The 20,506-nt window shown below is 53.9% G+C and carries 17 protein-coding genes; 11 read left to right on the forward strand and 6 right to left on the reverse strand.

The features are described 5' to 3' along the window. Window positions 1–42: 42 nt before the first annotated feature. Genes ACXJJX_RS07530 through carA form a run of 4 tightly spaced genes read right to left on the reverse strand, consistent with a single transcriptional unit; the run spans window position 43 to window position 6,855 of the window. Window positions 43–1,026, reverse strand: coding sequence for a KpsF/GutQ family sugar-phosphate isomerase (locus tag ACXJJX_RS07530; protein WP_456433795.1), 984 nt, complete (start codon window positions 1,024–1,026; stop codon window positions 43–45). After that, a complete protein-coding gene (purF, locus tag ACXJJX_RS07535) occupies window positions 1,027–2,400 on the reverse strand; it encodes an amidophosphoribosyltransferase (protein ID WP_456433796.1) in 1,374 nt (457 codons plus the stop codon). It abuts the gene before it with no gap. Window positions 2,401–2,451: 51 nt separating this feature from the next. Then, on the reverse strand, window positions 2,452–5,709 hold the full coding sequence (carB, locus tag ACXJJX_RS07540; protein WP_456433797.1) for a carbamoyl-phosphate synthase large subunit: 3,258 nt from the start codon (window positions 5,707–5,709) through the stop codon (window positions 2,452–2,454). A gap of 36 nt (window positions 5,710–5,745) precedes the next feature. Next, a complete protein-coding gene (carA, locus tag ACXJJX_RS07545; RefSeq protein ID WP_456433798.1) occupies window positions 5,746–6,855 on the reverse strand; it encodes a glutamine-hydrolyzing carbamoyl-phosphate synthase small subunit in 1,110 nt (369 codons plus the stop codon). A 286-nt stretch (window positions 6,856–7,141) separates the two neighbouring features. Between carA and ACXJJX_RS07550 the strand changes: the two genes are divergently transcribed. From ACXJJX_RS07550 to ACXJJX_RS07590, 9 genes are all read left to right on the forward strand, one after another. Next, window positions 7,142–7,525 (forward strand): MamS/MamX family magnetosome protein, encoded by a 384-nt coding sequence (locus tag ACXJJX_RS07550; RefSeq protein ID WP_456433799.1) that lies wholly within the window; start codon window positions 7,142–7,144, stop codon window positions 7,523–7,525. Between the two features lie 7 nt (window positions 7,526–7,532). Continuing rightward, window positions 7,533–8,858: a two-component system sensor histidine kinase NtrB gene (locus ACXJJX_RS07555; protein ID WP_456433800.1), complete on the forward strand. Its 1,326-nt coding sequence runs from the start codon at window positions 7,533–7,535 to the stop codon at window positions 8,856–8,858. Window positions 8,859–8,864: 6 nt separating this feature from the next. Then, window positions 8,865–10,199, forward strand: a complete 1,335-nt coding sequence (locus ACXJJX_RS07560) for a sigma-54-dependent transcriptional regulator (RefSeq protein ID WP_456433801.1) — start codon at window positions 8,865–8,867, stop codon at window positions 10,197–10,199. Between the two features lie 55 nt (window positions 10,200–10,254). Continuing rightward, on the forward strand, window positions 10,255–10,863 hold the full coding sequence (locus ACXJJX_RS07565; protein WP_456433802.1) for a CBS and ACT domain-containing protein: 609 nt from the start codon (window positions 10,255–10,257) through the stop codon (window positions 10,861–10,863). A 188-nt stretch (window positions 10,864–11,051) separates the two neighbouring features. Next, window positions 11,052–12,272, forward strand: coding sequence for a homocysteine biosynthesis protein (locus ACXJJX_RS07570; RefSeq protein WP_456433803.1), 1,221 nt, complete (start codon window positions 11,052–11,054; stop codon window positions 12,270–12,272). Then, window positions 12,241–13,068 (forward strand): ATP-dependent sacrificial sulfur transferase LarE, encoded by an 828-nt coding sequence (gene larE, locus ACXJJX_RS07575; protein ID WP_456433804.1) that lies wholly within the window; start codon window positions 12,241–12,243, stop codon window positions 13,066–13,068. Before ACXJJX_RS07570 ends, larE begins: the two co-directional genes overlap by 32 nt. 5 nt (window positions 13,069–13,073) lie before the next feature. Further along, entirely contained in the window at window positions 13,074–14,321 is a 1,248-nt protein-coding gene (locus tag ACXJJX_RS07580; protein WP_456433805.1) for an MgtC/SapB family protein, read from the forward strand. A 12-nt stretch (window positions 14,322–14,333) separates the two neighbouring features. Then, on the forward strand, window positions 14,334–14,675 hold the full coding sequence (locus ACXJJX_RS07585) for an Mth938-like domain-containing protein (RefSeq protein ID WP_456433806.1): 342 nt from the start codon (window positions 14,334–14,336) through the stop codon (window positions 14,673–14,675). 23 nt (window positions 14,676–14,698) lie between these two features. Beyond that, the gene (locus tag ACXJJX_RS07590) at window positions 14,699–15,331 is read left to right on the forward strand and encodes a precorrin-2 dehydrogenase/sirohydrochlorin ferrochelatase family protein (RefSeq protein WP_456433936.1); all 633 of its coding nucleotides are present in this window, start codon (window positions 14,699–14,701) and stop codon (window positions 15,329–15,331) included. Here ACXJJX_RS07590 and ACXJJX_RS07595 read toward each other — a convergent pair. Next, window positions 15,303–16,331, reverse strand: coding sequence for a thioredoxin domain-containing protein (locus ACXJJX_RS07595; protein ID WP_456433807.1), 1,029 nt, complete (start codon window positions 16,329–16,331; stop codon window positions 15,303–15,305). The genes ACXJJX_RS07590 and ACXJJX_RS07595 overlap by 29 nt on opposite strands. Before the next feature lie 184 nt (window positions 16,332–16,515). On the opposite strand from ACXJJX_RS07595, the gene ACXJJX_RS07600 reads away from it, so the two are divergent. Both ACXJJX_RS07600 and ACXJJX_RS07605 read left to right on the forward strand, forming a co-directional pair. Next, on the forward strand, window positions 16,516–17,886 hold the full coding sequence (locus ACXJJX_RS07600) for a sigma-54-dependent transcriptional regulator (RefSeq protein ID WP_456433808.1): 1,371 nt from the start codon (window positions 16,516–16,518) through the stop codon (window positions 17,884–17,886). A gap of 9 nt (window positions 17,887–17,895) precedes the next feature. Next, entirely contained in the window at window positions 17,896–19,437 is a 1,542-nt protein-coding gene (locus ACXJJX_RS07605; RefSeq protein WP_456433809.1) for a two-component system sensor histidine kinase NtrB, read from the forward strand. Here ACXJJX_RS07605 and dnaJ read toward each other — a convergent pair. Next, window positions 19,415–20,494, reverse strand: a complete 1,080-nt coding sequence (dnaJ, locus tag ACXJJX_RS07610; protein ID WP_456433810.1) for a molecular chaperone DnaJ — start codon at window positions 20,492–20,494, stop codon at window positions 19,415–19,417. The genes ACXJJX_RS07605 and dnaJ overlap by 23 nt on opposite strands. Between the last annotated feature and the right edge of the window lie 12 nt (window positions 20,495–20,506).

Here is a 20,506-nt window from a genome sequence, read left to right on the forward strand (position 1 = left end):
TTTCTAAGCCTTTATTCGCTCTCAAGGCCCTAGGGCTGGGCCCTAAAGGACAAACTTGAACTCTCCCTTACCTAAAATGTCGTGGAGATGGAGGATCCCTACCAAGTGGCCCTGATCATCAACCACCGGCAAGACAGTAATCAGATGGCGTTCCATAGTCTCCAGGGCCTCGGCTCCGGAGCAATAAAAATAGACTGTTTTGGGGCGAAGAGTCATGATCTCGGTGACCTTCCGAGAGAGAATTTCGCCATAGCGGGAAATAGCCCGGCGGAGATCCCCGTCAGTGATGATTCCTTCAAGACGACCATCTTCAGTGAGTACCAGCACACAGCCTAGGCCTTTTTTGTTCATCTCCTCGATGGCTTGGGGCATGGTGGCCGAGATACTCACCCTGGGCACGGCCTTCCCAGTGAGCATTATCTCGGCCACTCTGACTTTGAGACGTTCCCCTAAGGTCCCTCCGGGATGGTTGCGCCGAAAATCCTGCTCGGAGAAATCTTTAAGGGCCAGAAGGGCCACAGCCAGGGCGTCTCCCACGGCCAAGGTGGCAGTGGTAGAGGCCGTAGGGGCTAGCCCTAGGGGGCAGGCCTCCCTAGGGACTCCACAGTCAATAACTATGTCAGCCGCCCGGGCCAAGGGTGAATCAGGTCTTCCGGTAAGGGCAATGATCCTGGCCCCCCGCCCCTTGATAATTGGCAGGAGAACGTTGATCTCTTCGGTCTTGCCGCTGTTGGAGATGGCCAGGATAATGTCCCCGGGGACCACCATGCCCAGATCCCCATGAAGGGCCTCGGCTGGATGGAGAAAAAGGGCCGGTGTTCCCAGGGAGGCCAAGGTGGCCACAATCTTGCGGCCAATAAGGCCGCTTTTCCCGATTCCAGTGACCACTACTCGCCCTCTGGTCCGGGAGAGCATCTCTACCGCTCGGACAAATTCCTCTCCAAGCTTTTCCCGGACCGTGGCCAGCCCCTCTATCTCTATGGCCAAGACCTCTCTGGCCTTCTTTAGGATCTCTTCCGGGCTCACTTAAAGACGCTCCAGAATATCCTTGGACAGACCTCCCCGAATGTCTATGGGGTATTCTCCTGTAAAACAGGCGGTACAAAAACTGCCATCTTCAGCCCGACAGGCAGCAAGCATCCCTTCAAGGGAGAGATAGTGGAGGCCGTCGAGGTCAAGATATCGTCTGATCTCCTCTACCGAATGCCTGGCAGCAATCAGTTCCCCGCGGCTTGGAAAATCTATACCAAAATAACAGGGATAGCGGATAGGAGGGCAGGAGATAACCATATAGACATTACTGGCTCCGGCCTCCCTTATGGCCCGCACTCGGGTTCGGCTGGTTGTCCCCCGGACGATGGAATCATCGACCACCAGGACTCGCCGGCCCCGGATGATCTCCTTGACTGGGTTGAGCTTCACCCTGACCGAAAAATCCCTCATGGACTGGCTCGGCTGGATAAAAGTCCGGCCTACATAATGATTCCTGATGACTCCCATCTCAAAGGCCAGACCGCTGGCCCGGGCATATCCCACAGCGGCATAGTTTCCTGAGTCCGGAAAGGGCATAACAAAGTCGGCCTCAAACTGGGCCTCAACGGCCAGTCTTTCTCCCAGGCAGCGGCGGATAACATAGACATTTTCCCCAAAGATGTTGCTGTCCGGCCGGGCGAAGTAGATAAACTCAAAGATACAACGGGCTCTTTGGCCAGCAGGTACTGCCTGAATGGAACGCAGTCCCTCACTGTCAATAATGACTATTTCTCCGGGGTTGATATCCCTTAAGTACTGGGCCTGGATGAGATCCAGGGCACAGGTCTCGGAGGCCACTACGTAGCCTCCATTTAACATTCCCAAACAAAGGGGTCGGAAACCGTAAGGATCCCTGAAGGCAATCAGTTTGTCCTCAGTGAGCAGAAGACAAGAATAGGCCCCCTCGATGGTTTCCATTACCAGGCCGAGTCCTTCCTCAAGGCCCCTTGAGGCTGCCTTGGCCAGAAGATGAAGGATTATCTCGCTGTCAATGGTGGTTTGGAAGATGGATCCCTGGGCCTCAAGACGCTCTCTCAGCTCCCGAGAGTTGGTAAGGTTGCCGTTGTGAGCAATCCCGTAGGTATGACCAGAGTGATTAACACAGAAGGGCTGGGCGTTTTTAAGGGCCGAAGCCCCGGTAGTTGAATAGCGGACATGGCCGACGGCAATGTGGCCCTTGAGGCCAGAGAGGACTGATTCGTTGAAGACTTCGGCTACCAAGCCCATGCCCTTGTGTTCCCTGATCTCTTTGCCATCGGAGACAGCGATCCCGGCTGACTCTTGACCTCGGTGCTGGAGGGCATAAAGGCCAAAATAGGCCAACTTGGCCGCCTCTTTGTGGCCAAAGACACCGAATATTCCGCACATTTTACCCGGCCCTCCCGAAAAGATTGGGCTTCAAGTATACCTCTTTAGCCCCTAGCTGATAAGCCCGTGGCGGATATAATAGCACTCTGGCACCTTTCGATAATAATCCTGCAGAGCCACTACTCTGAAATCGCTTTCTTTGAGGGCCTTGACAGCCAAGGCCATAGCCCTGGCTCCGGCGATGGTGGTGGCATAAGGAATATCGTAATCAAGGGTCACCCGCCGGATAATATAGGCATCCTCCTTGGTGCGTTTACCCAAGGCTGTATTTATGACCAACTGGATCTCGCCGTTTTTGATGAGGTCCACCGCGTTGGGACGGCCCTCAGAGACCTTAAGGACCCGTTCATTGGCCACCCCCTGTCGGGCTAAAAAGGCGCTGGTCCCCTCAGTGGCCACGATCCTGAAGCCAAGTTCTTTAAGGAGCCTGGCTGTCTCGACAATGGCCTCTTTGTCTTCGTCCTTAACGGTAATGAAGACGGTGCCTTCGGTGGGGAGCTTTTGGCCGGCGGCCAGCTGGGCCTTGGCAAAGGCTAGGCCAAAGGACTGGTCAATCCCCATAACTTCTCCAGTGGACTTCATCTCTGGTCCCAGGAGGACATCGACTCCGGGGAAACGCCGGAAGGGGAAAACACTTTCTTTGACGGCCACGTGGGGGATGGAGATCTCTTTGGTAAAACCCAGGTCTTTCAGGCTTCGTCCAAGCATGATTTTGGTGGCCAGGCGGGCGAGAGGAACCCCTGTAGCCTTGGAGACAAAGGGGATGGTTCGACTGGCTCGGGGGTTGACTTCAAGGACGTAGAGTTCTCCGGCCTTGATAGCATACTGGACGTTCATCAGCCCCACTACTCCTAGCTCCCTGGCTAGGGCCCTAGTGGCTTCGGCAATCTCCTCCAGAATAGATCTCTTTAGGGTGTGAGGCGGGAGCACACAGGCCGAGTCCCCAGAATGGATTCCGGCCTCCTCGATGTGTTCCATTATTCCGCCGATCACTGTATGCTGGCCGTCGCTTAAAGCATCAACATCCACCTCGATGGCGTCCTGAAGGAATTTGTCGATAAGAACCGGGTACTCCGGAGAGACCTTGGCCGCCTCGATCATAAAACGGGAAAGCCCCTCTTCATCATAGACGATCTGCATGGCCCGTCCTCCCAGGACGTAAGAAGGCCGAACCAGGACAGGGTAGCCGATCCGGGCTGCCACCTCCTTGGCCTCTTCCAGGGTGAAGGCCGTGCCGTTGGGGGGCTGGACTAGGCCGAGTTTTTCCAACAGGGCCTTGAAACGCTCCCGGTCTTCGGCCCGGTCGATGGCATCTGGGCTGGTCCCCAGGATGGGGACTCCGGCTCGGGCCAAGGGAACCGCCAGGTTAAGGGGGGTCTGCCCGCCAAACTGGACGATAACCCCTTGAGGACGGTGAGTCTCATATATGTGCATTACATCTTCGAAGGTAAGGGGTTCAAAATAGAGCTTGTCTGAGGTGTCGTAGTCGGTGGAGACGGTTTCCGGATTGGAGTTGACCATTATGGATTCTATCCCCTCGTCTTTAAGGGCGAAAGAGGCGTGGACACAGCAGTAGTCAAATTCTATTCCCTGGCCAATGCGGTTGGGTCCTCCACCCAAGATCATCACGCAGGGCTTTCCCGAGACCCGGGCCTCGTTTTCAACCTCATAGGTGGAGTAATAATAGGGAGTATAGGCCTCGAATTCAGCGGCACAGGTATCTACCAACTTGTAAACCGGACGGATATCCGAGCCCTTGCGCAGGCGTTCCACCTCGGCCTCGGTCTTTCCTGTGAGGAAGGCTATCTGCCGGTCGGAGAACCCCAGTCTTTTGGCCCGATAGATGGCTTCAGGAGTGGCCCCCTGGTCTCTGAGGGACCCTTCGGCCTCGACGATCTGCCGGATCTGCTCAATAAACCAGGGATCTATATAAGAGAGGCGATGGATTTCCTCGTTGGAGAATCCAGCCAAAATGGCCTCACGGAGGTAAAAGAGCCTTTGGCTGTTTGGGGTCCGCAGTTTGGCCTCGATCTCTTCCCGTTCGAGCCTCTTCCCCCGATCTGAAGGGCTTTTCCCATCGGCCCCCAGTCCAGCCCGGCCGATCTCAAGCCCCCTTAAGCCCTTCTGGAGGGCCTCCTTGAAGGTCCGGCCAATGGCCATGGTCTCCCCGACACTTCTCATGGAAGTGGTCAGCTCATCTTTGGCCTCGGGAAACTTCTCAAAGGTAAATCGGGGGATCTTGATGACTACATAGTCTATGGTGGGCTCAAAAGAGGCCATAGTCTCCCGGGTGATATCATTGGGGATCTCATCTAGGGTGTAGCCTACGGCCAGTTTGGCAGCGATCTTGGCAATGGGAAATCCTGTGGCCTTGCTGGCCAGGGCTGAAGAACGGGAGACGCGGGGATTCATCTCGATGACAACCATCTCCCCTGTCTGAGGGTGGACAGCGAACTGGATATTTGAGCCGCCGGTATCCACTCCGATCTCCCGCATGATGGCCAAGGCGGCGTCTCGCATCATCTGGTATTCACGGTCAGAGAGTGTTTGGGCTGGGGCTACAGTGATGGAGTCTCCAGTATGGACCCCCATGGGATCAAGGTTTTCTATAGAGCAGATGATGACCACGTTGTCCTTGGCATCTCGCATTACCTCGAGCTCGTACTCTTTCCAGCCGATGACCGATTCCTCAAGCATGATCTCGTGGATAAGGGAGAGCTCAAGGCCTGCGGCGGCAATCTCCTCAAGGTCCTCTCGGTTGTAAACCACCCCTCCTCCAGTGCCCCCCAAGGTGAAGCTGGGGCGAACAATAAGGGGGTAGCCGAGCTGGCGGGCAATAGCCCGGGCTTCGTCCATATTACGGGCAATGCCTGAGCGGGGAATGCGGAGCCCGATTCTTTCCATAGCGGCTCGGAATTCCTCCCGATCCTCGGCCTTTTTGATCACCTCTGCCGAGGCCCCGATCATTTCCACTCCGTATCTTTCGAGGATCCCCCGTCGGGCCACTTCAAAGGCAACGTTCAGTCCGGTTTGTCCTCCAAGGGTGGGTAACAGGGCATCGGGGCGCTCGGTGGCAATAATCTTCTCCACTACCTCGGCGGTGATGGGTTCAATGTAGGTCCGATGGGCCATTTCCGGGTCGGTCATGATGGTGGCTGGATTGGAGTTTACCAGGACCACCTCGTAGCCCTCTTCCTTCAGGGCCTTACAGGCCTGGGTGCCGGAGTAGTCGAATTCGCAGGCCTGACCAATAACGATCGGGCCTGAACCGATGATAAGGATCTTTTTAATGTCCATCCGTTTGGGCATGCCTTTTTACTCCTGAGGTTTTTGAGGAAATCTTGTTTAGCTGGCCTGGCGCATAAGATCCACAAAGCGGTCAAAAAGATAGACGGCATCGTGGGGGCCGGGGGCATTTTCCGGATGATACTGAACACAGAAGGCCGGAAGTTCCCGGTGCCGGACTCCCTCGACCGTTCCGTCATTTAAATTTATGTGGGTCACCTCTACCTCTGCCGGCAGAGTCTTTTCGTCCACACAGAAGCCGTGGTTCTGAGAGGTTATCTCTATTCGACCAGTGGCTAGGTCCTTAACTGGCTGGTTGGCCCCGCGATGGCCAAATTTGAGTTTATAGGTCCGGGCTCCAAAGGCCTGGGAGAGGATCTGATGCCCCAGACAGATTCCGAAGATTGGCCGTTTACCCAGGAGGTCTTTGGCCGTCTGGATAAGGTAAGGAAGGGCAGCCGGATCCCCGGGGCCGTTAGAGAAGAAAATGCCATCGGGCGCATAGGCCAGGATCTTTTCGGCCCGGGTGTTGGCCGGGACTACCAAAGTCTGACAACCCCTTTCGTTTAAGAGTCGAAGCTGGTTGAACTTAAGCCCGCAATCAATGACGACCACTCTAAAGCGATTGTCCTCCCGAAAACCATCAGCAGGCACCAAACAGCCATTTTCCCAAAGATAGGGACTTTCACAGGTCACATCCCGGACAAGATCCCGGCCCACCAAGCCAGGGTGGCTCCGAGCCCTTTCCACTAGAGACTGGGGGTCTAGGTCTTCGGTAGAGATGACTGCCCTCATGGCCCCATGGATCCGGATGCGGCGGGTAAGGGCCCGGGTGTCCACTCCCTCTATGCCTAGGATTCCCTCTTGGCTAAGCCAGTTTCCAAGGGATCTCTGGGCTCGCCAGTTGGAATAAAAAGGCTGATACTCCCGGACGACGAAGGCCTCAACCTGAATGCGACGGCTTTCGTTGTCCTCACCGTTGATACCGTAGTTGCCGATAAGGGGATAGGTCATGGTGACGATCTGGCCCCGATAGGAGGGATCGGTGAGGATCTCTTGGTAGCCGGTCATGGAGGTATTGAAGACGATCTCGCCGGCTGCCTCCCCCGGGCCAGTAAAGGATCTTCCCTCAAACACGGTGCCGTCTTCAAGGGCAATGAGCGCCTTCATGGGCCCTCCTTTCTCAGAGGTCGGGGCAATATAATCCTAAAGGGATCAAGGCGTCAACGAAGACCAGTCCAAAAAACGTCCGTGCAAAATATGCATGGCCTAAAACGGCCTCCGGGAAGGGACCCCCTGGCCTAAGGGTTAGAAAGCTGCCCGGACAAGGCCTTAACTCTATGGCATGGATTGTGAATATTTCTCCGATAGGGCCTTGGGGAGTAGAAAAACGGGCCCTGATCACGTAATATCACCTGGAGATGGATCTCTTTGTCCAAGGGGAGCCCTAACAGTAATGAAGATTCGGTGGCTATGGTTGCTTCTAATGGCCCTGTGTTTGACTGCCTGGGAAGCCTCGGCTCATGCTCAGCCGTTTAAGGGTTACGACGTCAATACAGAGATCTCTCTTGAGGGTACGGTCACCAAAATCATCCGGAAGAAGAACATCCTTGTCCTCAGGGTAAGGGACAAAGACTATCGCCTCCTTTTGGGGCCGCGCTGGTTTACCAAAAAACTAGGTCTTTCCCCCCGGCCAGGCGACAGGATCGAGGTTACAGGGTCAAAGCTCTTTGGGCGTGATGGCCGGATCTACATCCTCTGCCGGATAGTTCGCTGGAAAAAGGAGAATTTTTTCCTGCGGGACGAAGACGGCCATCCGCTGTGGTCTAAATCCAGGTAGAGCCAAGATGCCTTCCCAACCCTCTTTAAAGCGGGTGCCTTTTTTTCTTCTGGTCCTTCTTTTGGTCTTTACCGTAGCTATGGTCTTGGCCATCTATGGCTCTTATCGTCTTTCTGTCCGGGCCTCGCAGGATCTTTTGGCCACCAGGGCCTTGGACATTGCCATTGGGGTAGAGTTTCTCCTCCATCGCGACGGGATAGACAATGTCCTCCTTTTTGAGGATATTCTTAAAAGCGGACGTTGGGACGATTTGGCTTTTTTGGCCCTCTATGACGCTGATGGTGAGATCCTCCTGCATTCCAATCCTAATCTTATTGAGGAAGAATATCGTGATCCGGCCATATCCAAGGTCTTTGAAAAAAGACGCCCTTTGAGCCACTTTATTCGTCTACGCACCGGGGAAGAGGTCTTTGTCTTTGACCTCCCTGTTCATCTTAGGACTGGGACCAGGGGGCCTTATTATGTCCTTCGGGTGGCTCTTCATACTTATCCAGCCCGCTGGATTGTTCGTCAGGCCAGGATCCAAGGACTCCTCATGGGGGCCTCCCTTTTTATAATCTGGGGCTTGGGGGTTCTCGGGTATCGTTCTTGGCGCCGGAGCGAGGAGCTGGCCGAAGAGGTCCGCCAGGCCGAACATTTGGCCGCCCTGGGGCAGTTGGCGGCGGTCTTGGCCCATGAGATCAGAAATCCCCTGGGGAGCATCAAGGGGTTTGCCCAACTTATGCGTGAGCGCATTGGCCGGGCCATCTTTGGCTCCAAACCACTGACTCCGGAGACTCTGGTAGAGATCCAGGCCGATCTGGCCACCATAGTTTCTGAGGCCACCCGCCTTGAAAAGCTCACCCGGGATCTCCTCAGCTATGCTCGGCCCAGTCCGGCCAACAAAACCGAGATAGACCTGGGGATCCTGGCCGCCGAGACGGTTCGCAGCCTTCGTCAGAATGAGACCTTGGAGTCAAAGAGGATAAAGCTCAGGGAGCACCTTTCAGAGGTACGCCTTTTCAGCGACCCGGAGAAGATCAAGCAGATCCTCATCAACCTCCTTACCAACGCCCTTGAAGCCGCTCCAGAGGGAGGAGAGATCCTTGTCCAGGTGGGGCGAGAGGGAGATAAGGCCTTGCTTGCCGTCGGGGACAACGGCCCAGGTATAGCCCCTGAAGATCAGGAGCGGATCTTTGAACCCTTCTTCACCACCAAGGCCAAAGGCAGTGGTCTGGGGCTGGCTATTGTCAAGCGGCTGGCCAGTGTTCTCGGGGGGCAAATTACTGTATATAGGAAAAATGGCTTTACCTTTTTTGAACTTCGTCTTCCTTTAGAATCGGAGGCTCAATAGACAGAGGTGAAGAAAGGCTACCGTATTCTGGTTGTAGATGACGAGGTTTCTTTCCTGGCCCTGTTAGAGAACATTCTTCGGGAAGAGGGCTACAGTGTGGAGAAGGCCGCCGATCCCAAGGAGGCTCTTAAGGTGGCCGAGGCCTTTTTGCCCCATCTGGTAATCACCGATCTCAAAATGCCCGAGATGGACGGCCACGAGCTCATGAAGGCCCTCCGACAGCGACATCCAGAGACAGATTTTATCGTCATTACGGCCTTTGGTTCCATAGAGTCAGCTGTTCGGGCCATGAAGGAAGGGGCCTTTGACTATCTGAGCAAACCGCTTTCGAGCCCGGATGAGCTTCGGGCGGTGGTGGCCAAGGCCTATGAGCGTTATCGCTTGGTTCGGGAAAACTTGGCCCTTAAGGCCGGGAGCCGCGGTTTGCCGCCTCTAGAGATAATCTTTGCCGGGATGGAGTCCCTGCTTGAAGACATCAAGGCCGTGGCTCCAACCAAGGCTACCGTCCTTCTCCTGGGGGAATCAGGTACGGGAAAGACTCTGGTGGCCCGGGTCATCCACGAACTGTCTGGCAGGGAGGGGCCTTTTGTGGAGATAAACTGTGCTGCCCTTCCGGAGAATCTCATCGAGGCTGAGCTCTTTGGCTATGAGAAGGGGGCCTTTACCGGGGCCGTTAAGGGTAAAAAGGGACGTTTTGAGCTGGCCGATGAGGGGACGGTCTTCCTCGATGAAGTTGCCGAGCTTCCCCAAGGGGCTCAGGCCAAGCTCCTCCGGGTCCTCCAGGATGGCACCTTTGAGCGCCTGGGCGGCCTCACTACCATTAAGACTGATGTTCGCCTTATTGCCGCTACCAATCGCGACTTGGCCAAGATGGTGACCAATGGCCGTTTTCGGGAAGATCTCTTCTTTCGTCTTAATGTCTTTCCACTGGAGATTCCCCCGTTGAGACAGAGGTCCCAGGCCTTACCTGAGCTTATTGACTATCTTTTGTGGTCAATAACGGCCGAGCTGGGGAAGGAGATTCGAGAGATAGATCCTGAGGGGCTTGAGGCCCTTAAGAGATATCATTTTCCAGGAAACATTCGGGAGCTCCGCAACATTCTGGAACGAGCAGTTATTCTTAGCCGGGATGGAGTTTTGAGGATCTCGCTCGGGCAGACTATTCCCCGCAGGCAGGATTCGACAGAGATTCCGGCAGCCAATCTCAAGGAGATAGAACGCCGGGCCATTGAGGCGGCTCTCAAGAAAACAGGGGGCCATCGGAGAAAGGCAGCGGAGCTCCTGGGAATATCTTTGCGGACCTTGCACTACAAGATAAAGGCCTATGATATAAAGTTGTAAAAGACCCTTAGGGAAAGATCGAATTTAAAATTTTTGGCTAAAGGGATAGGAAACAGTGAAAGTCAAAAACTGGATGGTCAGAAACCTAGTTACCATCTCCCCTGAGGCCTCCATTAAAGAGGCCATTCAGCTAATGAGACTCCACGGTATAAGACATCTCCCGGTAGTCCAAAAGACCGGTGAGATGGTTGGTTTTGTTACCGAAAGCGACATTCGGCAGTACCTCTTTCCGGCCCTTATCTCGGAGATGTCCATTAAAGACGTAATGATCCGGGAGCCGATAGTTGTCTCCCCTGAGGACTCTGTCGAGGAGGCGGCCAGAATTATCTATCGCCATAAGATAGGCGGTCTGCCGGTAATTGACGAAAAAGGTAACTTGGTGGGCATCATTACGGTGACTGATCTCTTGGCATCTTTTGTCGAACTAATGGGTCTTTTGAGACAGAGCTCTCGGATTGATGTTATTCCGGCGGCCAGAGAGGGTTCCTTTGAAGAGATTGTTCAGATAATCCGTTCCTTCGGGGTAGAGATCATCTCCATCGGCATGGATACCCAGCCTCCTTTTGAAAAGATTCATTATATTCGTCTGGAGCCATGTGACCTTAAACCCATAGTCTCTGCCCTCCAGCAAGCCGGCCACCAGGTGATCTCCATCATGGAGTAGCCAGAAAAAAGTAGGGTTCTATTGGGCTGATTATCCCCCCTCTAACAGGACTTTGTTCTCTAGCCAATTTAATAAAAGGGTCAAGGGTCGCCCTGAAGTCTGTTTCTCTTCAGTGGTTAGGGTTTAGGTATTGAAAAACGGCTACACTGGCCTATGATAGGCACAATCCAGCCCTGGAGGAGTTTTTTATGGCCTACAAAGTAGAGAAGACTATCGCTGAAATCAACCGTAGGATCAAGGAAGGTCGGGCCGTGGTCGTTACGGCCGAAGAGATGATTGATATAGTTAAGGCTGAAGGCCCGGTTAAGGCTGCCCAAGAGGTCGATGTGGTCACCACTGGGACCTTTTCTCCCATGTGTTCTTCCGGAGCCTTTATTAATTTTGGCCATACTGTGCCTACCATAAAGGCCCACCGAGTTTGGATAAACGGGGTTCCAGCCTATGCCGGTCTGGCGGCCGTAGATATCTACATTGGGGCCACCGAGCCTGCCGAGGATGATCCCCTGAATAAGGTCTATCCCGGGGAGTTTCGTTACGGTGGGGGACATGTGATCGAGGACCTGGTGGCCGGGAAAAAACTTCTCCTGCGGGCCAAGGCCTATGGAACCCATTGCTATCCTCGAAAGTACCTGGAAAAAGAGATCAGCTTGGCTGATCTTCCCTATGCAGTGCTTTGTAACCCCCGCAACGCCTACCAAAATTACAACTGTGCCATAAACCTCTCCGAGCGGACCATCTATACCTACATGGGGGTATTAAGACCCCGGGCGGGAAACGCCAACTATGCCACCGCCGGCCAGCTTTCTCCCCTGATGAACGATCCCTACTATAAGACCATGGGGTTGGGGACAAGGATCTTCCTCGGTGGGGCTCAGGGCTACATCGTCTGGTACGGCACTCAACACAACCCTGATGTTCCCCGAACAAACAAAGGGATCCCCACCCGACCAGCGGGGACCATTATGGTCATGGGCAACTTGAAGGAGATGAGCCCCCGCTGGATTATGGGAGTGAGCATGCTTGGTTACGGGTGTTCGCTCAGTGTGGGTATCGGTGTCCCTATTCCCGTCCTCAACGAGGAGATTGCTGCCTATACTGGGGTCTCTGATGAGGAAATCTTTACCCAGATAGTCGACTACGGATATGATTATCCTAATGGAATAAAACGAAACTACGGTGAGGTCTCTTATGCGGAGCTTCGTAGTGGAAGTATTCGGGTCTTGGGCAAGGATGTTCCCACGGTACCAGTATCAAGCTATGTTCGTGCCAAGGAAATAGCCGAGATCCTCAAGGACTGGATAAAAGAGGGCAAGTTTCTTCTCTCCGAGCCCCAAGAGCCCCTTCCGGCTCCCTTAAAGAGTGCCCTCATCAATAACAATGATAAGCCCCAGGGATCTGAAGAAACTTAGCCAGGGAGCACTCTCTTTAAAGCTTGCCGACCTGAGGGAAAGACTCCTGTCTTGGGCCCCTCTGGCAATTGCCTTCTCTGGGGGGCTTGATAGTTCTTTTCTCGTCGCCTTTGCGGCCATGGTCCTTGAGGACGCTCTGGTGGCCCTGACGATCTCATCTCCTGTCTGTCGGCCCGGGAGTCTTGAGGCCGTCAGAGCCTGGGCTGCTAAGTGGGGCGTAAAGCATGTAGTCTTCAGGCTTGATCATCTCCACTGGCCTGATTTTGTCCGCAATGATCCCCGGCGTTGTTACTACTGTAAGCGAAACATGTACAGCCATCTCCTCTCTTGGGCCCGTCAAGCAGGCTACAGGGAGCTGGCTGATGGGACCCAGGTGGATGATCTGGGCGAGGATCGTCCGGGCCTTAAGGCCATCGAAGAGTTAGCCGTCAAAACCCCGTTGCTTGTTGCGGGATTTACGAAGTCTGAAATAACAGAGGCCTCTGAAGTCTTAGGGGTGGGGCTCAACACCTCCTTTTCCGGACCCTGTCTGGCCACCAGAATTCCTACTGGAACTCCCATAAGTCGTCAGGCTCTGAGAATGGTCGCTGAGGCCGAGAGGCGTCTTTCATCTTTGGGTTTTAAAACCCTTAGGGTCCGATACCACGGAGAACTTGCCCGGATAGAAGTCTTGAGGGAGGATTTCCCCCTTCTCCTTGGCCAAGCCGATCAGATAGTCTATGAGCTCAAACAGATTGGATTTCGCTACGTAAGCCTCGATCTTGAGGGCTGGAGACGCAAGCTTAAGGGTGGATAGGAACCGTGGATCTTTCCTTTTTTTGGCGTGACTTTCTCTTGGTCCTGGCCCTTTCTTTCATCATTGGGCTGGAAAGGGAAGAAGACCATCTCCGCAAGGTAGCCAAAGAGGAAGAGGATGTTCCCTATTTTGGAGGCATCCGCACCTTTCCGCTCATTGGTATCTTGGGCCTCATTCTTTATATACTTGATCCTGTCCATCTAGTGGCCTATGTGGTCGGCCTGGTGGCCCTGGCTACCCTTCTTCTTGTGAGCTATTGGCGCAAAATGAGCGCCGACCGCCCGGGAATTACCAGTGAGACGGCGGCTTTTATCACTTACACCCTGGGACCTATGGTGGTTGGCAAACCCATTTGGTGGCCAGTAGGCATTACTGTGGCCACTGTAATCCTGCTTCATTCCAAACCAGCCCTTCACTATCTGACCAGGAGCTTTCCGGAGGAAGAGGTCCTGACTCTCTCTAAGTTCCTTCTGGTAATTGGGGTCATCCTCCCTCTTCTTCCTCGGGAGAAACTGCCTTTTGTAGAGATAAGCCCCTATCAGATCTGGCTGTCGGTGGTGGCCGTCTCTTCTATCTCTTATGCCAGCTATCTTATCCAGGCTTACGTCCTTCCTGTAAGAGGGCTTTTGCTGTCCGGATTTCTGGGAGGCATTTATTCCTCTACGGCTACAACCGTGGTCATTGCCCGCCGGCTCAAGAGTATTCAGGCCGTGGGTCCCATTGTTCTGGCCACTGGGGCCATGTATCTACGTCTGGCCGTCTTGGTTGCCCTATTTGACCTTAACCTGGGCCTCTCTCTGGCTCCTTATTTTCTGGCCACAGCGGCTCTTGCCGGTCTTACGGGGGTGATCCTCGACAAATTCTGTCATTGTCCGGCCAGAAGTTCGGCCTCCGAAAGGCCGGAAAACCCCCTTGAGCTGACGGCAGCCCTTCTTTTTGCTATTTTGTTCGTGGCTACAGTGGCTGTAACCCGGTGGACCCTTTCCCGTTTTGGCGAATATGGGCTTCATTATCTGGCGAGTATCATTGGCTTTGTTGATATAGATCCCTTTATTCTGGGGATTATTCAGGGCAAATATCAGGCCGTGGGTCAGGGGGAGATCCAGATGGCCATTGTCATTGCCTCTATAAGTAACAATTTGGCCAAAGGGACCTATTCCCTGATCTTTGGAGGCTTGAGAGTTGGGGGGCCGGTTTTGGGGGCCTTGGGCCTGATCTCCGGGGCCCTCTGGCTGTTGGTGGCCTGGTTTTGAAGGAGGGCAGAGATGATAGAAGGATACAGTTTTGGCCAGATGAAGATAAAAGGGGTCACTTATACCAGTGATCTCAAGATCATCGACACCAAGATCTACCCCAACTGGTGGCGCAAAGAAGGCCACCGTCTCTATCCTGAAGACATTGCCGATATCCTTGAGGCCCGACCAGAGATCCTCATCGTGGGTACAGGGGCCTATGGGGCTATGATTCTGAGTTCGGAGGTCACCAAGGCTCTGGATGAACATTCGATCAGGTTTGAGGCCCTTCCTACGGCCAAGGCGGCAGAGAGATTTAATCAACTGATGGCCGAAAAAAAACGAGTCGCCGGGGCCTTTCACCTGACCTGTTAGAACGAGATCAAAGGAGGCTAAAAATTAGATATTATCCCCTTTATCTTAAACTTACGGGTAAGAGGTGTTTGGTAATCGGCGGAGGCAGAGTGGCGGCCCGTAAGGTGGCTGCCCTCCTTGAGGCCGGGGCCAAAGTGCAGGTGGTGGCCCCTGAGGCCGTAGAGGAGATTCAACAGGCTGCCAGGGAAGGTCTCCTTGAGCTTGAACTGAGGCCCTATCGAACGGGCGATCTTAAAGGGGCCTGGCTGGTAATTGCAGCTACTGATGATCCGGCCATTCAGGAGGCCGTCTTCTCTGAGGCTGAATCATTAGGGATCCCTTGTAATGTAGTCGATAAGCCGGAGTACTGCAGTTTTATCGTTCCTTCTGTGGTCAAAAGGGGGGATCTGACCTTGGCCATCTCCACGGCAGGGGCCAGTCCGGCCTTGGCCCGGAGGCTTAGAGAGGAACTAGAGGAAATGTTCGGGCCGGAGTGGGGGCGTTTTTTGGAGCTTATGAGGCGGTGGCGCAAAGAGATTCTCTCCCGTGGCCTTCCTCCTGAAGAGCGGGAGAGAATCTTTAAAAAGCTTGCTTATTCTCCTATCCCCCGATGGCTGGCTGAAGGCCGCGAGGATAAAGTAGCTGAATTTATCTCTCCGATGGGGCTTGGACTCTAGATTCTTCTTCAAAAGACAGGCCCCGGAGGTATTCGAGGATGGCCCCTTCACCACTTAGGATAAGGCGCCTTTCAGGGGATTCCTCAACCAGAAGGACCGGAATTCCGTAAAGGCCCAGGTTGAATAAGAATCGACGGGTCCGCTGGGCAGCCTTAAGGAGACCTGAAGGTGGGGGAAGGGTCTCATCGGTGCCGGCCGCTTTAAGGGCTATGAGTAAAGAGAGCGGATTGGGGCTTCGGGAGGCCTCTCGAAGGAAGATCCCCAGTCTCTTAAGGGCCGCTTCGTCGGTGTCAACGCTGGCCAGCTCGATGTTTAATCTTTGGGGACCCATTTGAGAAAGTCTCTCTAGAACCTTAAGACAATGGGGGCAATGAAGGCTGAAAATAAGGGTAAGTTTGGGAAATTCTGGGCCTTGAGGGGCTTTAAGACGGTAGAAGGCAAACTCCTTTGCCTCATTGGTTGATAGAGAGGGTTCCTTGATGATGGCCGCCCCCAAGAAGCCGCTTGCCCATACGGCCAGACCGGCCAAAGCGGCCATAAAGGCTCTGATACCCAAGGAGTAGGCCAAGTGGATGAGAACAAGAAAGCCGGCTGTGGCCAGACAGATCACACAGAGCCTTTGGATCTTAAAGACCTGATAGCCCATGAGGAGGCCGTCAAAGGAGAGGGCCCCCAGCAGAGCCAAAAGGGGAAGGGCCCTTAACCAAGGACGAGGATAACGTCGGCTGAAAAAAATCAGGCCGAAAAGGATCCAGAAGAAACAAGCCCCCAGGCTCACAAGCCCCCGCTCTCCAATCCAGACATATTGACCCGCCAAGGCGCAGGCCTCGTTGGGGCAGAGGCTCTCCCCCTGGTAGATCTCTAAAAAGACCTCGGCCGTAAGGCCAAGGGCCGCAAGCAGGCAGAGAACCATGGCCAGGATCCCTCCACCCCTGGCCCGATTGCCTGGAAGTTCGAAGAGAGGTTCTAATCTGGTTGGTCTTTTCTCTCGAGACTCCATCGCTCTGGGGCTCTCCTACTCTAGGATCGGCCAGATAGGCCATAACAATCAAAAAACTTCAGCTACCGTCCAATTAACAAAAAACGTCAGTCACTGACAAATTGTTTAATGAAAAAAAACTTTTTGACGAAAAGGATTCCAGGGAGTCCAGTCTTAAACTTTGAGAGAACTCGGGGGTCCTACCATGGCTCATCTTTTAATTGTAGATGATGATAAAAGCCTTCGCCAATTTTTAGATATCCTCTTTACCAAAGAGGGCTATCAGGTTTCCACCGCTGGTACGGGGAAAGAGGCCCTCGATCTCATGGAGAAAAACACTGTCGATGTTGTCCTGGCTGACATACGCATGCCGGAGATGGATGGGCTTTCTCTCCTTAAGGAGATTAAGGGTCGCTGGCCGGAGATGCCGGTGATTATGATCACAGCCTTTGCCTCGATGGATACAGCTGTCTCGGCCATGAGGGAAGGGGCCTTTGACTATGTGACCAAACCTTTCAATCTGAAAGAGTTGAGGGCCACGGTCAAAAGAGCTCTGGAGAAGGCCCAAAAGGAGGCCCAAGAGACAGAATCACCCCAGGATCAGGTGGTCCAGTTTCAGGGGATGGTGGCCCGGAGTGCGGCCATGCGAAAGATTTTTAATCTTTTGCCCAAAATCGCCCAGGCCCCTTCAAACGTCCTTATAACTGGAGAGTCAGGAACAGGAAAAGAGCTTATTGCCCGGGCCATTCACAACCTGAGCCCCCGGAAGGATAAGCCCTTTGTGGTTGTCAACTGTGGGGGGATACCGGCTAATCTCCTGGAATCTGAGCTTTTCGGCTACAGCCGGGGGGCCTTTACCGGGGCCTCTCGGGAGAAGAAGGGCCTTTTTGCTGTCGCCCATGGAGGGACCATTTTCCTTGATGAGATCGGTGAGTTGCCCCCCGAGCTTCAGGTCAAACTTCTGAGGGTAGTCCAGCAAAAAAGCTTCATCCCTCTGGGGGAGACCCACGAGATTGAGGTGGATGTCCGGATCATCTCGGCCACTAACCGGAATCTTGAAAGGGAAGTCTTGGCTGGTAATTTCCGGGAGGATCTCTACTACCGGCTCAACGTCATCAGCATCCATGTTCCTCCCTTGAGACAAAGGCGGGAGGACATTCCGGTACTTGTTCAGTATTTTCTGGATAAATACTCCCGGCAGATGGGCAAAAAGGTCGAGGGTATTTCAGCCTATGCCCTTAAAGCCCTGGAAGAGTATGATTTTCCGGGAAACATCCGCGAGCTTGAAAACATTATTGAAAGGTCTGTGGCTCTAGAGACCGGAAGCCTTATTCTCCCTGAGAGTCTGGTACTCTCCCGGACAAAGCGTCAGGACGGAGACGGCCAAAAGGAGCATGATTTTCGCATCACCCTTCCTGAAAAAGGCATAGATCTTGAGGAACTACTGGCCAAGATCGAGATGGACCTCCTCAAACAGGCTCTGGAACGTACCGGAGGGGTGAAGACCGAGGCTGCCAAACTCTTGGGTTTAAACTTTCGTTCTTTCAGATACCGTCTGGCCAAATATGGTCTTTAAAGGGCCATTATGTTGCGCTTTTCGGTCATCAATGCCCTAAAACTGATCATCCTCCTGATTGTTTTGGGGGTAGGCCTTTTCTGGAAGGATCTGGCTCAGGGGCCTTTTTTCTGGATCGTGGCTGCTTCCTTTTCCCTGAGTCTGGCCATCCTTCTGGCCTCGAAAATGGGGGCTCCCACCCAACGTCTGGCCTGGGCCTTGGTCCTGGGGGATTCTCTGTTGATTAGCCTTTTAGTGGGAATTACCGGGGGACCACAGAGCCCTTTTATCGTGCTCTATTCCTTGGTGGTCATCGTGGCCGCCGTTCTCTTGGGCCGCCAGGGGCTCAACTGGACCATCCTGGTGGTGACCATTGGGCTTACAGTTATTTATTGGTATCCCCTGTGGGTTGAGGGAGAAGGGTTTGTACCTGAAGAGGCCTTTTTCTTCTTCCTTGATCTAGGAGCCTTTTGCCTCGTCGGCCTTATGGCTCTTAGGCTGGTCCGTGATGTCACCGTGGCCCAGGATATGGCCCGCCGGAGCCGCGAAGACGTTCATCGTCTTAAAAAAATCCAGGACCATGTTTTCCATAGCCTACGTTCAGGTCTCATTATCACCGATGCCAAGGGACAGATCCAGCTGGTCAATAGACGGGCCGAAGAGATCCTCGGCCGGGATCTTTCCTCTGTTTTGGGGGTCCATCTTAAAGAGGCCTTTCCCGAGCTGGCTGACCTTGATTGCCACCAAAGACAGGACCTTGAATTAAGACTTCCCGATGGTCGGGAACTCGTCCTAGGTCTTTCCTGTTTTGAGATCACTGATGACAAGGGCACCCCTTTAGGGATGGGGATTATCTTTCAAGATATCACTGAGATTAAAAGACGAGAGCGACAGATGCGCCGGATTGAAAGGCTGGCTGCCTTGGGGCATATGGCCGATGGTCTGGTCCATGAGATCAGGAATCCCCTTACCAGTATCAGTGGGGCCGCCCAGCTCTTAAGAGAGCAGGGACTGGTGGCCACTGAAGGAGAACCACTACTAGAGATCATACTCAGAGAGGCCAAACGTCTGGAGTCACTCTCTGATGATTTCTTTCTCTTTGCGCGTCCAGAGAAGGGCAAAAAGGTTGTCTTTTCCCCGGCCCAGGTGGCTGAAGAGGTCATCTCTTTGGTGGGGCGCCATGGTCGTTTTAAACAGATTTCTATAGAGAATAACCTTGCCGAGGACCTCAAAGTGGTTCTTGATCCCGGCCAGTTTCGGCAGGTCCTCCTCAATCTGGTCATGAACGCCGCTGAGGCCTGCAATGGCCACCAGCCCGGCCGGGTGGTTATCTCGGCCAGGAAGGAAGGAAAAGGCTTGTGGCTGGAAGTAAAGGACACAGGACGTGGCATTCCTTCTGAAGTACTTGAACATATATTTGATCCATTTTATACCACCCGCCCGGAGGGCACCGGTCTCGGTCTTTCTATTGTTCATCGTCTGGTTGAGGCCTGGGGCGGGGAGATCCGGGTAGAGAGTCAACCCGGGAAAGGAACAAGCTTTCAGGTCTTTATCCCCCAGGAGAAGTACTGACCTTTTTTCTCAATTCCTCAAAGAGTCTTCGGGCTTCGGGGCTGAGTTTAGTGGGGACCCGAATCATAATCTCGACATATTCGTCGCCCTTTCCCCCTCGGGCCCGAGGGAGACCCTTGCCCTTGAGACGAAACTTCTGGCCACATTGGGTCCCTGGGGGGATCTTCATCTTGACCTGACCGTCAAGGGTGGGAACAACCACTTCTCCGCCAAGGACAGCAGTGAATATGTCCACCGGCACCCGGACATAGAGATCATCGCCGCGCCTTTCAAATAAGGGATCAGGCCTGACGACAAACTGAACGTAGAGATCCCCTGGGGGGCCTCCAAAAAGCCCGGGGCCTCCTTTTCCCGGAATCCTGATGGTTGTTCCCTCCTTGACCCCTGGAGGGATTTTGATCTTTACCCGTTGTCGATGTCCAGAGACGCCAGCTCCGTGGCAGGTCGGGCAGGGACGGGTGCGGGTGCGACCGCTTCCATTACATCGGCTACAGATCTGGATGAGCCGTAGATCCTTTTGGCGGATTTCCTTTTTGCCCTTTCCGCCACAGGCCAGGCAGTTCGTTCCAGGATCATTGGGATCAAGGCCAAGGCCGCCGCAAGTGGGGCAGGGGCCCCTCTGGGGGACTTCGGCCTCAATTTCCCGTCCGGAGATAAGATCCCGGAGATCGATCTCCACCCGGGTCAAAAGGTCCTCTCCCCGACGTGGTTCCTCGTCTCTCAGGCCAAAACCAAATAAATCCTCAAAAAGATCGGCAAATCCCCCAAAGCCTTCGTCAAAAAGGCCAGAGAAGTCATAGGCAGTCTCGCCTCCTGGGGTGGTAAAGGTGTGGGCTGAGGCCGCCTGCCGCAGTTGATCGTACTCGGCCCGTTTTTGGGGATCAGAGAGGATCTGATAGGCCTCATTTATTTCCTTGAAGCGTCTTTCGGCCTCTTTGTCTCCGGGGTTAAGATCCGGGTGGTATTTTCGGGCCAGTCGGCGATAGGCCTTTTTGATCTCCTCTTCGCTGGCCGTAGGAGAGACTCCCAAGATTTCGTAAAGGTCTTTTTTGATCATCGTTCTGTCCGC

This window comes from Thermosulfuriphilus sp. (genome assembly GCF_054026695.1).